16 protein-coding genes are annotated in these 17537 nt (G+C 74.6%); 5 read left to right on the forward strand and 11 right to left on the reverse strand.

What is annotated here, in order from left to right:
• Nucleotides 1-76: 76 nt before the first annotated feature.
• Genes IEX42_RS15700 through IEX42_RS15710 form a run of 3 tightly spaced genes read right to left on the reverse strand, consistent with a single transcriptional unit; the run spans nucleotide 77 to nucleotide 1805 of the window.
• A complete protein-coding gene (locus tag IEX42_RS15700) occupies nucleotides 77-295 on the reverse strand; it encodes a PspC domain-containing protein (protein ID WP_188780621.1) in 219 nt (72 codons plus the stop codon).
• On the reverse strand, nucleotides 292-576 hold the full coding sequence (locus tag IEX42_RS15705) for a hypothetical protein (RefSeq protein WP_188780622.1): 285 nt from the start codon (nucleotides 574-576) through the stop codon (nucleotides 292-294). Before IEX42_RS15705 ends, IEX42_RS15700 begins: the two co-directional genes overlap by 4 nt.
• Nucleotides 573-1805, reverse strand: a complete 1233-nt coding sequence (locus IEX42_RS15710; protein ID WP_188780623.1) for a PspC domain-containing protein — start codon at nucleotides 1803-1805, stop codon at nucleotides 573-575. The genes IEX42_RS15705 and IEX42_RS15710 overlap by 4 nt, the downstream gene beginning before the upstream one ends.
• 143 nt (nucleotides 1806-1948) lie before the next feature.
• Here IEX42_RS15710 and IEX42_RS15715 point away from each other — a divergent pair, with 143 nt between their 5' ends.
• Both IEX42_RS15715 and IEX42_RS15720 read left to right on the forward strand, forming a co-directional pair.
• Nucleotides 1949-3214 (forward strand): ATP-binding protein, encoded by a 1266-nt coding sequence (locus IEX42_RS15715; protein WP_188780624.1) that lies wholly within the window; start codon nucleotides 1949-1951, stop codon nucleotides 3212-3214.
• On the forward strand, nucleotides 3211-3867 hold the full coding sequence (locus IEX42_RS15720; RefSeq protein WP_188780625.1) for a response regulator: 657 nt from the start codon (nucleotides 3211-3213) through the stop codon (nucleotides 3865-3867). Before IEX42_RS15715 ends, IEX42_RS15720 begins: the two co-directional genes overlap by 4 nt.
• A gap of 173 nt (nucleotides 3868-4040) precedes the next feature.
• Here the strand turns inward: IEX42_RS15720 and IEX42_RS15725 are convergent, their stop codons facing one another.
• The 3 genes from IEX42_RS15725 to IEX42_RS15735 form a co-directional block, all read right to left on the reverse strand.
• Nucleotides 4041-5081, reverse strand: coding sequence for a hypothetical protein (locus IEX42_RS15725; protein WP_188780626.1), 1041 nt, complete (start codon nucleotides 5079-5081; stop codon nucleotides 4041-4043).
• A 36-nt stretch (nucleotides 5082-5117) separates the two neighbouring features.
• The gene (locus tag IEX42_RS15730) at nucleotides 5118-5888 is read right to left on the reverse strand and encodes a DNA-formamidopyrimidine glycosylase family protein (RefSeq protein WP_188780627.1); all 771 of its coding nucleotides are present in this window, start codon (nucleotides 5886-5888) and stop codon (nucleotides 5118-5120) included.
• A gap of 221 nt (nucleotides 5889-6109) precedes the next feature.
• Nucleotides 6110-10738: an ATP-dependent helicase gene (locus tag IEX42_RS15735; RefSeq protein WP_229660912.1), complete on the reverse strand. Its 4629-nt coding sequence runs from the start codon at nucleotides 10736-10738 to the stop codon at nucleotides 6110-6112.
• A gap of 117 nt (nucleotides 10739-10855) precedes the next feature.
• Between IEX42_RS15735 and IEX42_RS15740 the strand changes: the two genes are divergently transcribed.
• The 3 genes from IEX42_RS15740 to IEX42_RS15750 all read left to right on the forward strand — a co-directional run bounded on the left by IEX42_RS15740 (nucleotide 10856) and on the right by IEX42_RS15750 (nucleotide 13518).
• Nucleotides 10856-11713: a S1 family peptidase gene (locus IEX42_RS15740; RefSeq protein ID WP_229660913.1), complete on the forward strand. Its 858-nt coding sequence runs from the start codon at nucleotides 10856-10858 to the stop codon at nucleotides 11711-11713.
• 93 nt (nucleotides 11714-11806) lie between these two features.
• Complete coding sequence (locus IEX42_RS15745; protein WP_188780629.1) at nucleotides 11807-12262, forward strand: MarR family winged helix-turn-helix transcriptional regulator; 456 nt, start codon at nucleotides 11807-11809, stop codon at nucleotides 12260-12262.
• Nucleotides 12259-13518, forward strand: coding sequence for an ABC transporter permease (locus IEX42_RS15750; RefSeq protein WP_188780630.1), 1260 nt, complete (start codon nucleotides 12259-12261; stop codon nucleotides 13516-13518). The genes IEX42_RS15745 and IEX42_RS15750 overlap by 4 nt, the downstream gene beginning before the upstream one ends.
• A gap of 9 nt (nucleotides 13519-13527) precedes the next feature.
• Here the strand turns inward: IEX42_RS15750 and IEX42_RS15755 are convergent, their stop codons facing one another.
• The 5 genes from IEX42_RS15755 to IEX42_RS15775 form a co-directional block, all read right to left on the reverse strand.
• Entirely contained in the window at nucleotides 13528-14136 is a 609-nt protein-coding gene (locus IEX42_RS15755; protein WP_188780631.1) for a response regulator transcription factor, read from the reverse strand.
• Nucleotides 14133-15206: a sensor histidine kinase gene (locus tag IEX42_RS15760; RefSeq protein WP_188780632.1), complete on the reverse strand. Its 1074-nt coding sequence runs from the start codon at nucleotides 15204-15206 to the stop codon at nucleotides 14133-14135. The genes IEX42_RS15755 and IEX42_RS15760 overlap by 4 nt, the downstream gene beginning before the upstream one ends.
• Complete coding sequence (locus tag IEX42_RS15765) at nucleotides 15203-15964, reverse strand: ABC transporter permease (RefSeq protein WP_188780633.1); 762 nt, start codon at nucleotides 15962-15964, stop codon at nucleotides 15203-15205. The genes IEX42_RS15760 and IEX42_RS15765 overlap by 4 nt, the downstream gene beginning before the upstream one ends.
• The gene (locus IEX42_RS15770) at nucleotides 15961-16914 is read right to left on the reverse strand and encodes an ABC transporter ATP-binding protein (RefSeq protein ID WP_188780634.1); all 954 of its coding nucleotides are present in this window, start codon (nucleotides 16912-16914) and stop codon (nucleotides 15961-15963) included. Before IEX42_RS15770 ends, IEX42_RS15765 begins: the two co-directional genes overlap by 4 nt.
• Nucleotides 16915-17149: 235 nt before the next feature.
• A complete protein-coding gene (locus IEX42_RS15775; RefSeq protein ID WP_188780635.1) occupies nucleotides 17150-17527 on the reverse strand; it encodes an ankyrin repeat domain-containing protein in 378 nt (125 codons plus the stop codon).
• Between the last annotated feature and the right edge of the window lie 10 nt (nucleotides 17528-17537).

The raw sequence follows: 17537 nt of genomic DNA on the forward strand, positions 1-17537 counted from the left end.
CGCGAGGGCCCGGTCGGGGCCCAGTGTGACAGGACGTCACGAACCGGGCACCCGTACCGGGCCGAGGTGATCGCGGTCAAGCGCGGGGCATCAGCACCCACAGCAGTGCGTAGGCCACGACGACGGGGAAGACCCCGACGACCAGCAGGACCACGGCGAGGACGCGTACGAGGGTGGCGTCGACGTCGGCGTACCTCGCCAGGCCGCCGCAGACGCCGGCGATCATCCGGTCGTCGGCGGCACGGGTGAGGCGTCGCGGGGCGGTCGCGGCGGGGGTGGGGGTGGTGTCGTTCATCGGTGCTCCTCGGTGTGGTGGGCGGTGTCGTCGTACGGGGCGTCGTGCGGGGCGTCGGTGGTGCGTCGGGCCGGGACGGCCAGGGCGGTCAGCCCGAGCAGGCCGGCGACCACGAGGACCAGGGGCAGCAGCCAGGACAGCTGGGCGCCGTCGACGAGACCGGCGGCCCACAGGGCCCACGCACCGGAGAGGCCGAGGGCGGCGAGCCCGCTGACGAGGTAGCCGATCCGGACCGGTCGGCGTGGCGGCGCGGCCGTGGGCTGGGGCAGGGGAGTGGTCATGACTGGCTCCTGACGGTGATGGCGCCGAGGCGCGAGTCGATGTCGAGGTCGAGGGTGGGTGCCCCGGCCGCCGCGGGGACCTCGCCCGCCAGGTGCGGGGCGAAGCCCACGGCCGACTCGGAGGTGGGCAGCTCGATCGCACCGGCGAGATCGACGTCGGCCTCGACCCGGGCGCCGACACCCCGCGGGAGGACCACCTCGACGACGCCGCTGCGGGCGGTGAGGTCGATGGTCCTCCCGTCGAGCGCCGCCGGGTCGGACACGCGGCTCAGGTCGAGGGTCAGGGTGCCGTTGCCGATCCCGTACGACGGCGCGACCTGCGCGGCGGAGGTGGGGTACGGGCGTACCTCCTGGCCCGAGGGGGTCGAGCCGACGACGACGCCGAGGGCGGTCGAGGCGACGCCGACCAGTGCCAGCAGCACCAGGCCGCCGGGGCGTCCCCAGAACGCCCCGACCAGCAGGGCGGCGCCGGTGAGCGCGAGCGTCAGCGCGGGGTACGCCCCGTCCGCGACCGGGCCGCCGGAGGCGTCGTACAGACCGAGCGCGCCGAGCGCGACGGCGATCACGGCGAGCGTGGGCCAGAACAGGATGGGGCCGGAGCGCGGACGCGGGGGCGTGTACGACGGCAGCAGCCGCCCGGCGGTGGTGCCGGCAGGAGGAGAGGGGGCAGGTGCCGCCGCGGTGGCGGCGACAGGAGTCGGGTCGGCCGAGGCGGTGGTTGGGTGCGCGCTGCGCCGGGACATCCACACCCCGACGAGCACGACGAGCACGACCAGCAGCGGGAACGGTGTGAGGAAGAACCAGCCGCCGCCGAGCGGCGGTCCCCAGCCCTGACCGAGCGCCGTCAGGGCGCCGATGACGCCGACGACGACCAGCGCGGCGACACGTGCGCCGCCCTCGAGGTGGATGACGGCGCGGCCGCTGCGCTCGTCGGGCACGAACAGCCAGGCGCCGGCGTAGAGCAGCAGACCCGCACCGCCGACCAGTGCCAGCACCACGGTGACGACGCGGACGACGGTCGGGTCCACGTCGAGGTGGCGGGCGAGGCCGCCGCAGACGCCGCCGAGGCGCCGCTCGTCGGCGCTGCGGCGCAGCCGGTCGAGGTCGCGGGCCTGTGCGCCGGTGACACGGGGCCCGGTGTCCGGGTCGCTCGCCGGTGGCGGCGGATTGGTCGCGGTCGTACCGCGCTCGTCCCCGTCGCCCTGGATCGGTCTGGTCTCGTCGTCCATGCCGGAGATCCTTCGCGCTGCGCCGCGCGCGCACCATCGGGGAAACCCCTGGTTCCTCGCTGCTCGACCCTGGTCCCCGGCGCGGCCCCTCAGGGTTCTCCCCGATGCCCGGGGGCGTCGCTGCGTGTGACGATGAGCCGGTCATGCCCGCCCTGCCCACCACCGCCGTCTGGGTGCCCCGGCGCGCGCGGCGCGACCTCGACGCGGCGTACGTCGGCGGTGTGGCCGCGGGCCTGGCCCGGCACCTGGCGCTGCCGGTGCTGTGGGTGCGCGCGTTCTTCCTGCTGAGCACCGTCGTGGGCGGCTTCGGGCTGCTGACGTACGCCGCGCTGTGGCTGCTGCTGCCCGCGGAGCGGCACTTCGGCGACGTGGCCCCCGGGCTGGCGGCGGCGTCGCGCCAGGGGCGCCGACCCGGACGCGGGCCGCGGGTGCTGCGCGACCTCGGACCGCTGGTCGCCGTCGCGGCGGTCGCGGCCGGGCTGGTGCTGCTGCTGGGCAGCCTGATCGGCGTGAACCTGTGGCCGCTGGTGCTCGCGGTCGTCGCGGTCGCGGTCCTGTGGCGGCAGGCCGACGAGGCGCAGCGAGAGCGGTGGCGCGACTCCGGGGTCGGGCCGGTACGCGTGGCGCTCGGTGGCGGCGGCTGGGCGTCGTACGCACGCATCGGCTCGGGCCTGGTGCTCCTCGTCGGCGCGATCGTGCTGCTGCTGGTCCGTGGCGGCGGGGTCGGCGTCGCCCGGGACGCGGCGGTCGCGGCGGTGCTCGGGGTCGGCGGCGTGCTGCTGATGGTCGGACCCTGGCTGGTGCGGCTCTCCGCCGACCTCTCCGAGGAGCGCGCCGAGCGGGTGCGCTCGCAGGAGCGGGCCGACGTCGCCGCGCACCTGCACGACTCGGTCCTGCAGACGCTGGCCCTGATCCAGCGCTCGGCCGACGACCCGGCCCAGGTGGCGCGACTGGCTCGGGCACAGGAGCGCGACCTGCGCTCCTGGCTCTTCGAGGAGCCGGAGCCCGCAGGGGAGTCGCTGGCCGCGTCCCTGCGTCGGCTGGCCGCGGAGGTGGAGGACGCGCACGGCGTAGCCGTCGAGGTCGTCGGCGTCGGCGAGCGGACCCTGCCCGAGGCCGCGCGACCGCTGCTGCTGGCGGCGCGCGAGGCGATGGTGAACGCGGCGGTGCACTCGGGCGCGGCGCGCGTCGACGTGTACGCCGAGGCCGGTCCCGCGCACGTGGAGGTCTTCGTCCGCGACCGCGGCACCGGCTTCGACCCGGACGGCGTGCCTGCCGACCGGCACGGCGTGCGGCACAGCATCGTGGGTCGTATGGAACGTCACGGCGGCACCGCCCGGGTCCGCAGCGCACCCGGCCAGGGCACCGAGGTGCGCCTGGCGGTCGACCTCGTCGAGGACGACTCGTGAGCGCGGTCCGGGTCGTGGTCGTCGACGACCACGCGATGTTCCGCGCCGGGGTGCGTGCCGAGCTCGCTCGCGCCGAAGGCCGGGTCGAGGTCGTCGCCGAGGCCGAGGACGTCGGCTCCGCCGTCGCGGCGGTGCTCGAGCACCGACCCGACGTGGTCCTCCTCGACGTGCACCTGCCCGGCGGCGGGGGTGCGGAGGTGATGCGTCGTACGGCGTCCGACGTCGCGGCGACCCGGTTCCTTGCGCTCAGCGTCTCCGACGCCGCCGACGACGTGATCGGGACGATCCGGGCAGGGGCGCGCGGCTACGTCACCAAGACCATCACCGGGACTGAGCTGGTCGAGGCGATCGGTCGGGTCGCCGCCGGCGACGCGGTGTTCAGCCCCCGGCTGGCGGGCTTCGTGCTCGACGCGTTCAGCGGCGCGGCGCAGGCGCCCGCGACCAGCGGCGACCCCGACCTCGACCGGCTCACCGAGCGCGAGCGCGAGGTGATGCGGCTGATCGCGCGCGGGTATGCGTACAAGGAGGTCGGCGCCGAGCTCTTCATCTCGGTGAAGACCGTGGAGACCCACATGTCGTCGGTGCTGCGCAAGCTGCAGCTCTCCTCGCGCCACGAGCTGACCCGCTGGGCCTCCGAGCGCCGCCTGCTCTGAGCGGGCGGCACCTGCGACGTCGAGTGGTGCCCCCTACCGGCTCGAGTGGTCAGTTCTACCGGGTCGAGTCGTGCCATCCACCGGTGGAGGCCGATCGGACCCGGCAGAACTGACCACTCGGCCCCGCAGAACTGACGACTCAACGGGTAGGGGACGCGCACAGCCCTGGTGTCTCAGAAGCGGTCGGTGGGCAGGAGTCCCGACCATCGAGGGCGCCAGGCCGGGCTCCGCTCGGTCATCTCGCTGTGGAGGTCGGCCATCGCGGGGCCGGGGCCGTCGTACCAGGCCGGCCAGGTGTCGTACGCCCGCTCCATGCGTACGGTGCGCCCGTCGCCGGTGACCTGCGCGAACAGCCACGCGCCCGAGTGCGAGTCGGTCTCGGCCATCCGCAGCTCGACCAGGACGTTGTCGAGCGTGCGCAGCTGTGCCTCCGTGAGCCCGTTGTCGTCGCCGGCCGCCGCGAGGCCGTGTCCACGGCCGGTGCCGAGCGCGCAGACGGTGTGGCGCAACGGCGTGCCGCGCCCGTGCACGCGGGCCCACTGCCGCAGCAGCGGCGGTCGCGGCGGGTGGCCCCGGTCGGTGAGCTCGAGCGAGACGCGCATCTGGGCGTGCACCTGCGCACGCAGGTTGGCCGTCGCGGTGCCCGAGAGCCGGTGGTCGCTCCACGACGCACCGAGCTCGACCTGGCGTACGGCGCGCCCTGCGCCCGGTGCGCCCACCAGCCGCTCGAAGCCGGTCCGGTCCGGCTCCTGGAGCAGCGCCCGGAGCGAGCGGCTGTCGGCTGTCGGCCACAGACCGCCCCAGCGCTCGACCAGCGCCTCGTCGGAGGAGACCGGCGCGAGCATCGTCCCGACCGGTGCCGGCACGGCGTTCGGGACCGACCACCACTGTCCGTGGGCGTGCCAGGCCAGGAATCCGATCTGCCGCTGCGCGTGCGCGGTGTCCGGGTCCCACGCCCAGTCCGGTGCGCTGTCACGCATCTCGTCGGTGAAGCGCGCGTCGGAGACGAGCCCGGGGTGGTGCCCCCACAGCACGGCACGGTCGCCGACGAGTCGCCGCATCCGCAGCCAGGCGCCGTCGGGACCGTCGAGGTGTGCGCACCCGTCGCTGCGTCGTACCTCCGCGCCGGGCTCGCCACGCGCGGCGTGGTCCGCCGCGAGCAGGGTCCACCGCCGCCACAGCGTCGCGGGTGGACCGAGGGTGCCGAGGTCCATGCGCGCCATTGTGCGCGCGCCCGTGCGTCCCAGCCGTCAGCCCGGCTGGCACCGCGTGCACCAGGCGGCCAGACGCTCCTGCCCGGTGGGGCCCAGGCGCACCGAGGTGATCCGGGTGCCGCAGCGCCGGCACGGGCGGCGGTCGCGGTCGTACACCCACGTCTGCCGTCCCGCCCTGAGGTCGCCGGTGGTGGTCTGCTGCGCCCGCTCGGCGTTGGCCCGCAGCAGACGGTGCGCCCGGTCGACGACACGCTCCAGGTCGGGGACCGCCTCGACCGGCCGGGTCGGCGCGACGCCGGCGAGGAAGCACAGCTCGGTGGCGTAGAGGTTGCCGACGCCCGCCAGGTTGCGCTGGTCGAGCAGGGCCGGGTGCAGCGGACGGGACGGGTCACTACGCAGCCGGCGAAGCGCCTCCACGGGGTCCCAGTCCCCGAGGAGGTCGGGGCCGAGGTGACCCACGACCGTGTGCTCCTCGGCGGTCGCGACCACCTCGACCACCCCGAGGGAGAACCCGACCGCGGTCCACTCGGGGGAGGCGAGGACCGCTCGGGCCTGGTGCGCCGGACGGCGCCACGCCTCGCCCGGCCGGTAGAGGTGCCACGACCCCTCCATCCGCAGGTGGGTGTGCAGCGTGCAGCCACCGTCGAACCGCGTCAGGAGGTGCTTGCCCCTGGCGAGCGTCGTCACCCGACCGGACAGCGAGACCTCGGCCAACGACGGCACGCGCAGGTCGGCCACCACGTCCGCCCCGGCCAAGGCGGCCTCGAGGCTGCGTGCCGTACGCCAGACGGTGTCGCCCTCGGGCACGCCTAGGCCACGTCTCTCAATTCGTGGCCTGCTGTCCGCCGCCCCTCACGCACGCTGGCTGCGTTGCGTGAGCTCGACGGGCCCCGGCCCGGCTTCGCTCCCGCGCCAAGCCACCACCCCAGGAGAGCGCTCGCTGCGCTCGCGCTCCCGCAGGGACCCCGGAGTTGCCAGCGCACGCGCTGGACGACGTTCAGCGGTCGGCCAGAATTGAAAGACATGCCCTAGCCCCGCAGCCGCAGCCCGCGCGGCGTCGCCACGAAGCCGGCCGACTCCAGCGTCCGGCGCAGGGCGGTGGCGCGCGGGTCGGTGCCCAGGATCTCGGCGCCGTCGGCACGCTCGACACTCAGCCGGCCCAGCGCGCCACGGCGTACGGCGTCGGCCAGGTCCGCGACGGCGACCGAGAGCGACTCCTCGTCCTCCCCGCTGAACGTCAGCATCGTCTTCCCGCCCCGCTCGACGTAGACGAGCAGCCGCCCGTCGACGAGCACCACCAGGGCTCCCGCCTTGCGGCCGGGACGGTGGCCCTCGCCCGTCTCGGGCCAGGGCAGGGCGGCACCGTACGGGTTGGCCGGGTCGGTCGCCGCCAGCGTCACCACCTCGGGCTTCTCGCCGGGGCGGGCGTCGTCACCGCCGCTCGCGCGCAGCCGGTCGATCGCGCCGACGCCCCCGAACTGGGCGGCGCCGAGGCCGCCGACGAAGTACCCACGACGGCACCGTCCGGTCTCCTCGAACGCCGCGAGCACCTTGTATACGCCGGCGAACCCCCCGGCAACCCGCTCGCTCACCACGGCCCCGCGCGTCACCACGCCGTGCCGCTCCAGCAGCCCCTCGGCCACCGCGTGGGCACGCCGGGTGGCGTCCGGCTCCGGGTCGGGCAGCAGCGACCAGCGCCCGGCCGTGTCCGGTGACCCCGACCGGGCTGGCAGGCCGCCGCGGCCAGGTCGACCGGGTCGGGCGGCACGGGCTCGCGGGGGAGGACGACGGCTCCGGTGCGCCGGTCGGCCACGTCCGCTGCCGCCGGCTCCTCCCACCAGGGCCCGCAGCGGCGCCAGCGTGTCGTTGCCGACCCGCCCCGACCAGACCAGCTCCCACAGGGCGGCCGTGAGCGCGGCGTCGGTCGGAGCGGCGTCCTCGACGCGTTCGGCGACCGCCGAGGCCAGCTGTCGGAAGAAGTACGCCCCGCCGCCCTCCAGCGCATCGAGCACCGCGGCGTGCACCGGCGAGAGGTCGAGCTCGCCGGGGTCGGGCAGGGTGAGCTCGACGGTGTCGGCCGGGTGCAGCGACACCCACCCGTCCGACCCCGGCAGGGTGCCGTGACCGGCCCAGAGCACCTCGCCGGTCGAGGTCAGCTCGTCGAGGTACGAAGGCGAGTAGTCGACGACCCGCGCCGGCAGCACCAGGGACTCCAGCGCCGACGCGGGGACGGGGCACCCGGCGAGCTGGTCGACGGCGGTCAGCACCCCGTCCACCCCGCGCAGACCCTTGCTGCTCGACCCCCGGGCGACGACGTGCTGCCACCCAGGCAGGAAGCGTCCGAGCGTCTCCGGCTCGACCGGCTCCACCTCCTGGCGCAGCCGGGCCAGCGACCGGCGACGCAGCCGGCGGAGCACCTCTGCGTCGCACCACTCCTCGCCGGCGCCCGCGGGCCGGAACTCGCCCTCCAGCACCCGGCCCGAGGCGCCGAGCCGGGCGAGCGTCTGACGCGCCACGGCCACACCGATGCCCAGCCTGCCGGCGACGTCGGCGACGACGAACGGTCCGTGGCTGCGGGCGTAGCGGGCGACCAGGTCGCCGAGAGGGTCCTCGACCGCCTCGGCGAAGGTGTCCGGGGTGCCCGGCGGCACCGGGACACCGAGCCCGTCGCGCAGCCGGGCGACGTCCTCGACGACGGCCCACCGGTCCTCGCCGGCGACGCGCACCTCGACCGCCCGCCGGGCCTCGGCCAGCATCGAGGTCCACTCGGCGACCCGGTCCGGGTCGGTCACCCGCTCGCGCAGCTCGCCGGCCGAGAGCGGACCGATCAGCCGGAGCAGGTCGACCAGTCCCTCGGCGTCCTTCGCCCGCCGGTCCGGTGCGGTCCGCTGCAGCTCGGCCTCGACCTCCACCAGCACCTCGGGGTCGAGCAGCTCGCGCAGCTCGGCCCGGCCGAGCAGCTCGGCCAGCAGCCCCTGGTCGAGGGAGAGCGCCGCCGCGCGCCGCTCGGCGACCGGGGAGTCGCCCTCGTACATGAAGGCGGCGACGTAGCCGAACATCAGCGAGCGGGCGTACGGCGAGGGCGAGCTCGTCGTCACGTCGACCAGCTGCACCTCGCGCCGGTCGACGCGCTTGAGCAGCGAGACCAGCGACGGCACGTCGTACACGTCCTGCAGCACCTCGCGGACGGCCTCGAGCACGATCGGGAAGGAGGGGTACTTCGTGGCCACCTCCAGCAGCTGGGCGCTGCGCTGCCGCTGCTGCCACAGCGGGGATCGGCGGCCCGGGTCGCGGCGGGGGAGCAGCAGCGCCCGGGCCGCACACTCGCGGAAGCGGGAGGCGAACAGTGCGGAGTCGCCGACCTCGGCGGTGACGATCTGCTCGATCTCGTCGGGCTCGAAGGCGATCAGCTCCGCACCCGGCGGGTCCTGGTCGGTCTCGGGGATCCGCAGCACGATCCCGTCGTCGGCGGCCATCGCCTGGGCGTCCATGCCGTAGCGCTCGCGCAGCCGCGCGTTGATCGCCAGCGCCCACGGGGAGTGGACGGGGACGCCGTACGGCGAGTGCACCACGATCCGCCAGTCGCCGAGCTCGTCGCGGAACCGCTCGACGAGCAGCCGGGTGTCGCTGGGCACCACGTCGGTGGTCTCGCGCTGCTCGGCCAGCAGCGCCACGAGATTGTCCGCCGCCCACTGGTCCAGGCCCGCCTCGCGGCAGCGCGCGAGCGCCGACTTCTCGCCCAGCGCCGCCACCTCGCGGGTGAACGCGCCCACGGCGGCGCCGAGCTCGGCCGGCCGGCCGAGGGTGTCGCCGGTCCAGAACGGCAGCCGGCCAGGCTGGCCGGGCGCGGGGGAGACCAGCACCTGGTCGTGGGTGATGTCCTCGATCCGCCAGCTGGTCGTGCCGAGGGTGAACACGTCGCCGACGCGCGACTCGTAGACCATCTCCTCGTCCAGCTCACCGACCCGTGACTTCTGCTCGCCCACCAGGAACACGCCGAACATCCCGCGGTCGGGGATGGTGCCGCCGCTGGTCACCGCGAGGCGCTGGCTGCCCGGTCGCCCGGTCAGCTCCCCGGACACCCGGTCCCACACGATCCGCGGACGCAGCTCGGCGAACTCGTCGGAGGGGTAGCGCCCGGAGAGCAGGTCCAAGGTGGCGTCGTACGCCGAGCGCGGCAGCCCCGCGAACGACGCGCTGCGGCGTACGACGTCGTAGAGCGTGTCGGCGTCCCAGGCGTCGAGCGCGGTCGCCGCGACCACCTGCTGGGCGAGCACGTCGAGCGGGTTGGCGGGGATCCGCAGCGCCTCGATGCCGCCCTCGCGCATCCGCTCGACCGCGACCGCGGTGGGGACCAGGTCGCCGCGGTGCTTGGGGAACAGCACGCCGTGCGAGGTCTCGCCGACCTGGTGGCCCGCGCGGCCGACGCGCTGCAGTGCGCTGGCGACCGACGGCGGCGACTCGATCTGCACGACCAGGTCGACCGCGCCCATGTCGATGCCGAGCTCGAGGCTCGAGGTCGCGACGACGCAGGGAAGCCGACCGCGCTTGAGGTCGTCCTCGACGATCTCCCGCTGCTCCTTGGACACCGACCCGTGGTGGGCGCGCGCGATCACCGGCGCGACGCCGTCCTCGCCGAGCGTCGACCCGCGCGTCTGCCCGGACTGCGCCATCATCTCGGCCGGCGTGCGGTCGTTCGGCGACGGCGCCTCCAGACCGAGCCGGTCGGCGTGGATCTCGTTGAGGCGCGCCGTCAGCCGCTCGGCGAGACGTCGGGAGTTGCAGAACACGATGGTCGAGCGGTGCTGCTCGACCAGGTCGACGACCCGCTCCTCGACGTGCGGCCAGATCGAGGCGTGCCGGGCACCGCCCGCCGCCGGGCCGGAACGAAGGTCCTCCTCCGCTCCCCCCGACAGGCCGAGCTCCGTCATGTCCTCGACCGGCACGACGACCTGCAGGTCCCAGGACTTCTCCGACGGCGGCGCGACGACCTCGACCGGGGCCGACCCGCCGAGGAAGCGGGCGACCTCCTCGACCGGCCGCACCGTCGCAGACAGCCCGATCCGCTGCGCCGGCCTCTCGAGCATGGCGTCGAGCCGCTCGAGGGTCAGCGCGAGGTGGGCGCCGCGCTTGGTGCCGGCCACGGCGTGCACCTCGTCGAGGATCACCGTCTCCACGCCCGCCAGCGCCTCGCGAGCCTGCGAGGTGAGCATGAGGAACAGCGACTCGGGCGTGGTGATGAGGATGTCCGGCGGGTGCGTGGCGATCCGCCGCCGCTCGGCGGCGGGGGTGTCGCCGGACCGCACGCCGACGGTGACGTCGGGGACGGACACCCCGAGCCGCTCGGCGGTGTGCCGGATCCCCGCCAGCGGTGCACGGAGGTTGCGCTCGACGTCGACGGCGAGCGCCTTGAGCGGGGAGACGTACAGCACCCGGCAGCGCTTCTTCCGCTCCTCCGGGGGCGGGGTCGAGGCCAACCGGTCCAGCGACCACAGGAACGCCGAGAGCGTCTTGCCGGACCCGGTCGGTGCGACCACGAGCGCGTGCTGCCCGGCCGCGATCGAGCGCCAGGCCCCGACCTGAGCCGGTGTGGGCGCTGCGAAGGCAGCCTCGAACCAGACCCGGGTCGGGTCCGAGAACGGCAGCTGCTCACTCACCCGGTCAGTCTCGCGCAGCCCACCGACACGCCGGTCCACCCCCGGAGGGCCCTTGACCGGGTCGACGCCTGGCGGATTGGGTGAGCGCACCATCACTCACCTCTCGGGAGCACCACTGTGAGCACACGTCGTACCGTCCTGCGCGCCGCCGGCGCCGCGTCCGCCCTCGTCCTCGCCCTGTCGGGCGCGGGTGCCGCGACGGCGAAGAGCCACTCGCCGGCCCCTGCCGTCGCCGCCCCCACCCTGGCCTCGACCATCGCGCTGAACAACTGCTCCGGCAGCCTGGTCCGCTACCCCTCCAGCGCGGGCACCGACCGGGGACTGCTGCTCACCAACGGCCACTGCTACGAGGGCGGCTTCCTCGCCGACGGCCAGGTCATCCAGAACAAGGCGAGCAGCCGCACCGGCAAGCTGCTCGACGCCAACGCCCGCACGCTGGCCACGGTCCGCGCCGATCGGCTGCTGTACGCCACGATGACGGGCACCGACGTGGCGCTCTACCGCCTCACCTCGACGTACGACTCGATCAGCCGCAGCACCGGCGCGAAGCCGCTGACCCTGAGCACCTCGAAGCCGGTGGCCGGCTCGGCGATCTCGATCCCGTCGTCGTACTGGAAGACCACCTACCGCTGCTCGGTCCAGGGCTTCGTCCCCACACTGCGGGAGGGCCAGTGGACCTGGCACGACTCGATCCGGTACGGCTACCCCGACAGCGACTGCGTGACCATCGGCGGCACGTCCGGCTCCCCGATCGTCGACGACGCATCCGGGAAGGTCGTCGGGATCAACAACACGACCAACGAGGACGGCGAGGTCTGCGAGCTGAACAACCCGTGCGAGGTCGGTACGGACGGCTCCACGACTGCGACGGAGGGGCAGAACTACGGCCAGGAGACGTACTGGTTCACCACCTGCCTCACTGCCTCTCGTGCCATCGACCTCACCAAGGCCGGCTGCCTGCTGACCAAGCCGTAGCCGGCACCGCCACCGCGCCGCACCACCAGACCCGCCGTCCGTCGGACGGCGGGTCTGGACTGTGTCAACAAACCTGATATCAAGTCACCTGACATGTCGACGCCTGCCTCCACGAGCGCCTCCCTCGGGAGCGCGAGCTGGCGCTTCCAGCGGGCGCTGGGGCACCTCGTCGCCGAGGCGATCGCGCCGTATGCCCTCGTCCTCTCCGAGCTGCACCTCCTCGGGACGATCTCGGCGCTCCCCGGGGCGACCAACGCCGAGCTCGCGCGGACACTCGAGATCACTCCGCAGGCGGCCAACCAGCTCGTGCTGCGCCTGACCGAGCGTGGGCTGCTCGAGCGGACCCCGCACCCGACGGTCGCCCGCGGGCTGGCGGCCAGGCTCACCTCTGCGGGGAGCGACACCCTCGCCCACGCCCTCGCGGCCGCCGAGGCGGCGTACGACGAGCTGCTCTCGCCGCTGAGCCCGTCCGAGGCGGCGGCCCTCGTCGAGACACTCCAGCGCTGCGGCGACGCCGCTCGCGCGCACCCACCCCCAGGAGAAGCGTGACCAGCACACAGCACCGCGCCGCGAGCGGCCCCGCCGTGACGCCGCGCACCGACCACGGCCCGCACAGCCACGCCGAGCCGAGGCCGACACCGTGGGGTCGCTACCGGCGGTGGTACTCCCGGCTCCCACCGGCCCTGCAGATGATCGGGCTGCAGATGTGGCTGCCGCTGGTGTTCGTCGTCGCCTTCTGCCTGTGCTACGTCTACGCCTTCCACAGCCCCGCGCCGAAGGACCTGCCGGTCGCGGTCGTCGGCCAGCCGGCGGCCGTGGGGCAGCTGGCCACCGGGCTCGAGAGCAACAGCAAGGGCGTGCTGGACGTCAGCACCGTCGTCACGGCCTCCCAGGCCCGCGACGCCGTGGCCTCCGGCGACCTCGTGGCGGCGTACGCCCCGGCCGCGGGCCAGGGGCAGAAGGCCACCCTGCTCGTGGCCAGCGGCGCGCAGTACCAGCTCGAGGCGGTCGCCGCGGCGACCTTCCAACCGGTCGCCGCCGCCCAGGGTGCCGAGCTCGACGTGCAGGACCTCGCGCCGCTGCCGTCGCAGGACTCCTACGGGACGTCGTTGTTCTACCTCGTGCTGGTGTGGACGATCGGCGGCTACATGGTCGCGATGTTCGTCGGCATGATGGGCGCCGCGCTCAGCCACCGCACGAGGGCCGCGATCATCGTCGGCTCCGGGCTGGTCACGGCGCTGCTCAGCAGCCTCCTCGTCGACGTCGTCGTCGGCGCCGTGACCGGGCACTTCTGGGCGATGCTGGGCGTCGGCTGGGCGACGACGGTCGCCATCGGGGCGGTCGTGAACGGGCTGGCGTACTTCTTCGGACGCTTCGTCACCGGCGTGGCGCTGCTGATCTTCGTGTTCCTCAACATCCCGTCGTCCACCGGCGCCTTCCCACCCGAGCTCGTGCCGGAGCCGTTCGCGTGGCTGCACCACGTCAGCTCCGCCGCGGGCGTGCTCGACGTGATGCGCGACATCGTGTACGACGTGGGCCCGGGCGCGGGGACCGGCTTCCTCGTCCTGCTCGGCTACCTCGTCGTCGGGCTGGTCCTGAGCGCCGTCGGCAAGCCGTACCACGAGGCTCGCCAGGCGCGCCGGAAGGCGGCCGGCAAGCCCCCGACGATGATGCAGGCCGCGCAGGGGGCGATGGCCGCCGCGGCGGCTGCCGCGCACGAGGAGGACGACTCCAAGGAGCGCGAGGACGAGGTGGAGAGCGGGTCCGGCGTGGGCGCGGCCTCCGCGGTGGTGGCCGGCGACTGAGGCCGGGCGTCACAGCCAGCCGCGCTCCTCGGCGGTACGGGCGGCCTCGACGCGCGTGCTGGTCCCGGTCTTGCCGATCGCGCTGGACAGGTAGTTGCGCACGGTGCCGTGCGAGAGGTGCAGCCGACCGGCGATCACCGCGGCCGAGGCGCCACCGATCGCCTCGCGCAGCACGTCGCGCTCGCGGTCGGTGAGCGGGCTCGGACCGCCGGACAGCGAGTCGGCGGCCAGGGCCGGGTCGACCACGCGCTCGCCGGCGTGCACGCGGCGCACCGCGTCGGCGAGCTCCTCGGGCGGGGTGTCCTTGACGACGTAGCCGGACGCTCCCGCCTCCATCGCGCGGCGCAGGTAGCCCGGGCGGTCGAACGTGGTCACGATCAGCGACCGGCAGCCCGGGAGAGCGGCGGCGACCTGGCGCGCGGCCTCGATCCCGTCCGCCCCCGGCATCTCGATGTCGAGCAGGCAGACCTCGGCCGAGGAGTCGCGGGCGGCGGCGAGGACCTCGTCGCCCCGGCCGACCTCGGCGACGACCTCCAGGTCGGGCTCCAGACCGATCAGTGCGGCGAGGGCGCCGCGGACGAGGGCCTGGTCGTCGGCGAGCAGCAGGCGGATCGTCACAGTCGTACCTCCGCCCGGGTCCCGGGGTCGGTACGGGTCAGCACCAGCACACCGCCGGTCGCGGCCAGCCGCTCGCGCACCCCGCGCAGCCCGTTGCCCTCGGCGCCCGCGGGGCACCCCCGCCCGTCGTCGAGCACGGTCACGCCGCTGGTGGCCAGGCGTACCTCGCACCGGCTCGCGCCGCTGTGGCGTACGACGTTGGTGACCAGCTCGCGCAGCACCCAGGCCAGCACCGGTCGGTGCCGAGGGTCGACGTCGACCACCTCACCGTGCACGTCGGCGCCGATCCCGGCCGCGTCCAGCGCCGACCGGGCCGAGGTGACCTCGTCGCCGAGCCGGGCCACGCGCAGGCCGCCGACGGTGTGGCGCACCTCGCCGAGGGCCTCGCGGCTCAGCGCCGCGACCTGGCGCATCTCCTCGACGGCCCGCGCCGGGTCGGCGTCGACCAGTCGCGCGGCCAGCTCGGCCTTCGCGGTGACGACGGTGAGGCTGTGCCCGAGCACGTCGTGCACGTCGCGCGCCACGCGCTCCCGCTCGGCGACCAGCGCCATCTCCGCGGCGAGCGCCTCGTGCTCGGCGCCGCGCTGCAGCATCACGCGCAGCGCGCCGGTCACCAGGCCGACCAGCAGGACGATCAGCACGAGCGCCAGCTCGCCGGGCTCGCGGGACACGATGGGCGCGACGACGCTGACCACGAGCACGGCGCCGCTGGTCACGAGAGCGGCGGCCAGCGGCAGGGTGAACATCGCGAAGCTGACCACGAACGCCGCCATCCCGAGCGACTCTGCGCCGATCACCGCCCAGACGACGCCGATCAGCAGCACCATCGCGGCGAGGTAGGCCGGGGCGGCACGGTGCGTGCCGCCGACGGCGCCGTCGAGCTCGAAGCGCGCGAACCCGGCGACGTACACGGCGCCGAAGGCGACGATCGCGGTGAGCCCGACCGCGACGCCACCCGGACCGTGGTCGCCGGTGAGGACGGAGACCACGGGGAAGCCGAGGAAGATCAGCCAGACGGCGGAGAAGACCAGGCCGTACTGCTCCCACGGATGCCGGTTGTCCTCGCTCACTGCCGCCTGCGGCCCTTGCGCACCAGCAGCACCGCGAGCCCGGCCAGCAGCGCCGTCCACACCACCACGTTGAGCGCGGGGACCCACAGCGCCTCCTGGATGGCCGGTGCCCCGTCTGCCGAGGCGAGGTGTTTCTCGGTCAGCGGGTAGCGGGCCAGGGAGACGTAGCCGTAGAGCGGGGTGAACTTCGCGATGGCCAGCAGTGTGCCCGAGAGCGGGAAGAAGATGTTGCCCAGGAAGCCCAGCACCACGATCGTGCCGCTGGCCGCACCGATCGCCGACTCCGAGCGGAAGGCGAGCCCGAAGCACAGCCCCCACAGCGCGAACAGAGCCGCGCCGAGCAGCACGACGACCGCACTCAGCACCCAGGCGACGGCGTTCCCGCGGGCACCGGTGAGCGCCCCGAGCACGTAGACGAGCGTGATCGGCACGGCGGCGACGACCACCGCCACCGACGCCTTCACCAGCACGAAGCCGGCGTCGGTCATCGGCGTCAGCCCGAGCTGGCGCCCCCAGCCCTGCAGCCGCTCGACCGCCGCACCGCCGCCGACGCCGACGGTCGCGGTGACGGCACCGTACGCGGCCATCGAGATCATCACGTAGAGCGTCACGTTGCCGTTCCCGATCGACTCGTCCCCGAAGTCCTGGGACGCGCCGAAGATGAGGAAGAAGAACGCCGGCAGCAGGGCGACGAAGAACATCGAGACGACGTCGCGCAGCTTGCGGCGCAGCTCGGTGGCGAAGTACGTGGTGTTCATCGGCTGGTCTCCTCGTGGGCGGCGTCGGTCCCGGTGAGCTGGAGGAACGCGGTCTCCAGCGACCCCGTCGCGACCTCCAGGCCGGTGCCGCCGAGATCGTTGAGCAGGGCCTTGGCCACCTCGTCGGAGTCGGCCGAGGTGACCGTGACGCGGTCGCCCTGGAGGTCGACGGTGCGCACCCCCGACAGCGCCTCGAGACGTCGTACGACGTCGGCCGTGCGGTCGGCGGGGACGCTCGCGGACACCACCCGGCCGCTCGCGCGGGCACGGATCTCGGCAGTGGGCCCGTCGGCGACGACCCGGCCGCCGGCGACCATCACGGTGCGCTGCGCGTACGCGTCGGCCTCCTCGAGGTAGTGCGTCGCGAAGAGGGCGGTGCGACCCGTGGCCGCCTCGGCGCGCATCGTGGCCCAGAACTCGTGCCGAGCGCCGACGTCCATCCCCGCCGTGGGCTCGTCGAGCACCAGCAGGTCCGGCTCGGGGAGGAGCGCGAGGGCGAACCGCAGCCGCTGCTGCTCGCCCCCGCTGCAGCGGGAGACCCGGCGTCCGGCCAGGGCGGTCAGCCCGGTGCGCTCGATCACCTCGGCGACGTCGGCGGGGCGCGGGTACGTCGAGGCGACGACGCGCACGGTCTCGCGGACGGTCAGGTCGGCGAGCAGGCCGCCGGTCTGCAGCACTGCCGAGACGCGTCCGTCGAGCACCGCACGGCGAGGCGGCAGGCCGTAGACGCTCGCGCTCCCGGCGTCTGGCTCGGTCAGCCCGAGGAGCAGGTCGATGGTCGTGGTCTTGCCCGCGCCGTTCGGGCCGAGCAGGGCGACGATCTCGCCCGGGCGGATCACGAGGTCGAGGCCGTCGACGGCGCGCACGCGCGCGCCCTCGGCGGACCGGAAGATCTTCAGCAGGCCCCGGAGCGCGACGGCGTCGGTGGCAGGAGGTGCGGCGGCGGGCATGACGTCAGCCTGGTCGGCCTGGCTCTGCCCGGGCAGTGCCGTGGTGTCACCGGACGGCGATGACAGGTGTCATCTGGAGGTGGTTTCGACGTCCTCCCCTTCGACAGGCTCAGGACATCGAGCGCTGCAGGTGTGGCCGTACCGCAACCACCGGTGGTCGAGCAGTGACGAGCGCCAGCGAGGAACGGCTGTCGAGACCCGCACGACGACTGCGCACCTGACCAGGCGCGGCCTCTCAGCCGATCAGGTCGGTCCGCTCGAACATCGCCGCGGTCGCGCGGGCGGTCGGCGAGCCGGCGTCGGGGTCGGCGCCGAGCTCGAGCAGGGTGCGGACCACCTCGTCCTCGCCCTTGAAGACCGCCCCCGCCAGCGGCGACTGCCCGCGGTCGTTGAGGGCGTCGACGGCGGCGCCGCGCTCGGCCAGGGCCCGGACCGTCGCGGCGTGCCCGTGGTACGCCGCGAGCATCAGCAGCGTGTTGCCGCTCGCGTCCGTCAGGTCGGCGGGGACCCCGGCCTCGACGTACGCCGCCAGCCGCTCGGTCGCACCCTCGCGGGCCCAGTCGAAGCACTGGTGCGCGATCTCGACCAGCTGCGGGTCCGGTTCCTCACTCACGCCGCCAGCC

The organism is Marmoricola endophyticus (genome assembly GCF_014644415.1).
GTDB classification, from domain to species: Bacteria; Actinomycetota; Actinomycetes; order Propionibacteriales; family Nocardioidaceae; genus Marmoricola; species Marmoricola endophyticus.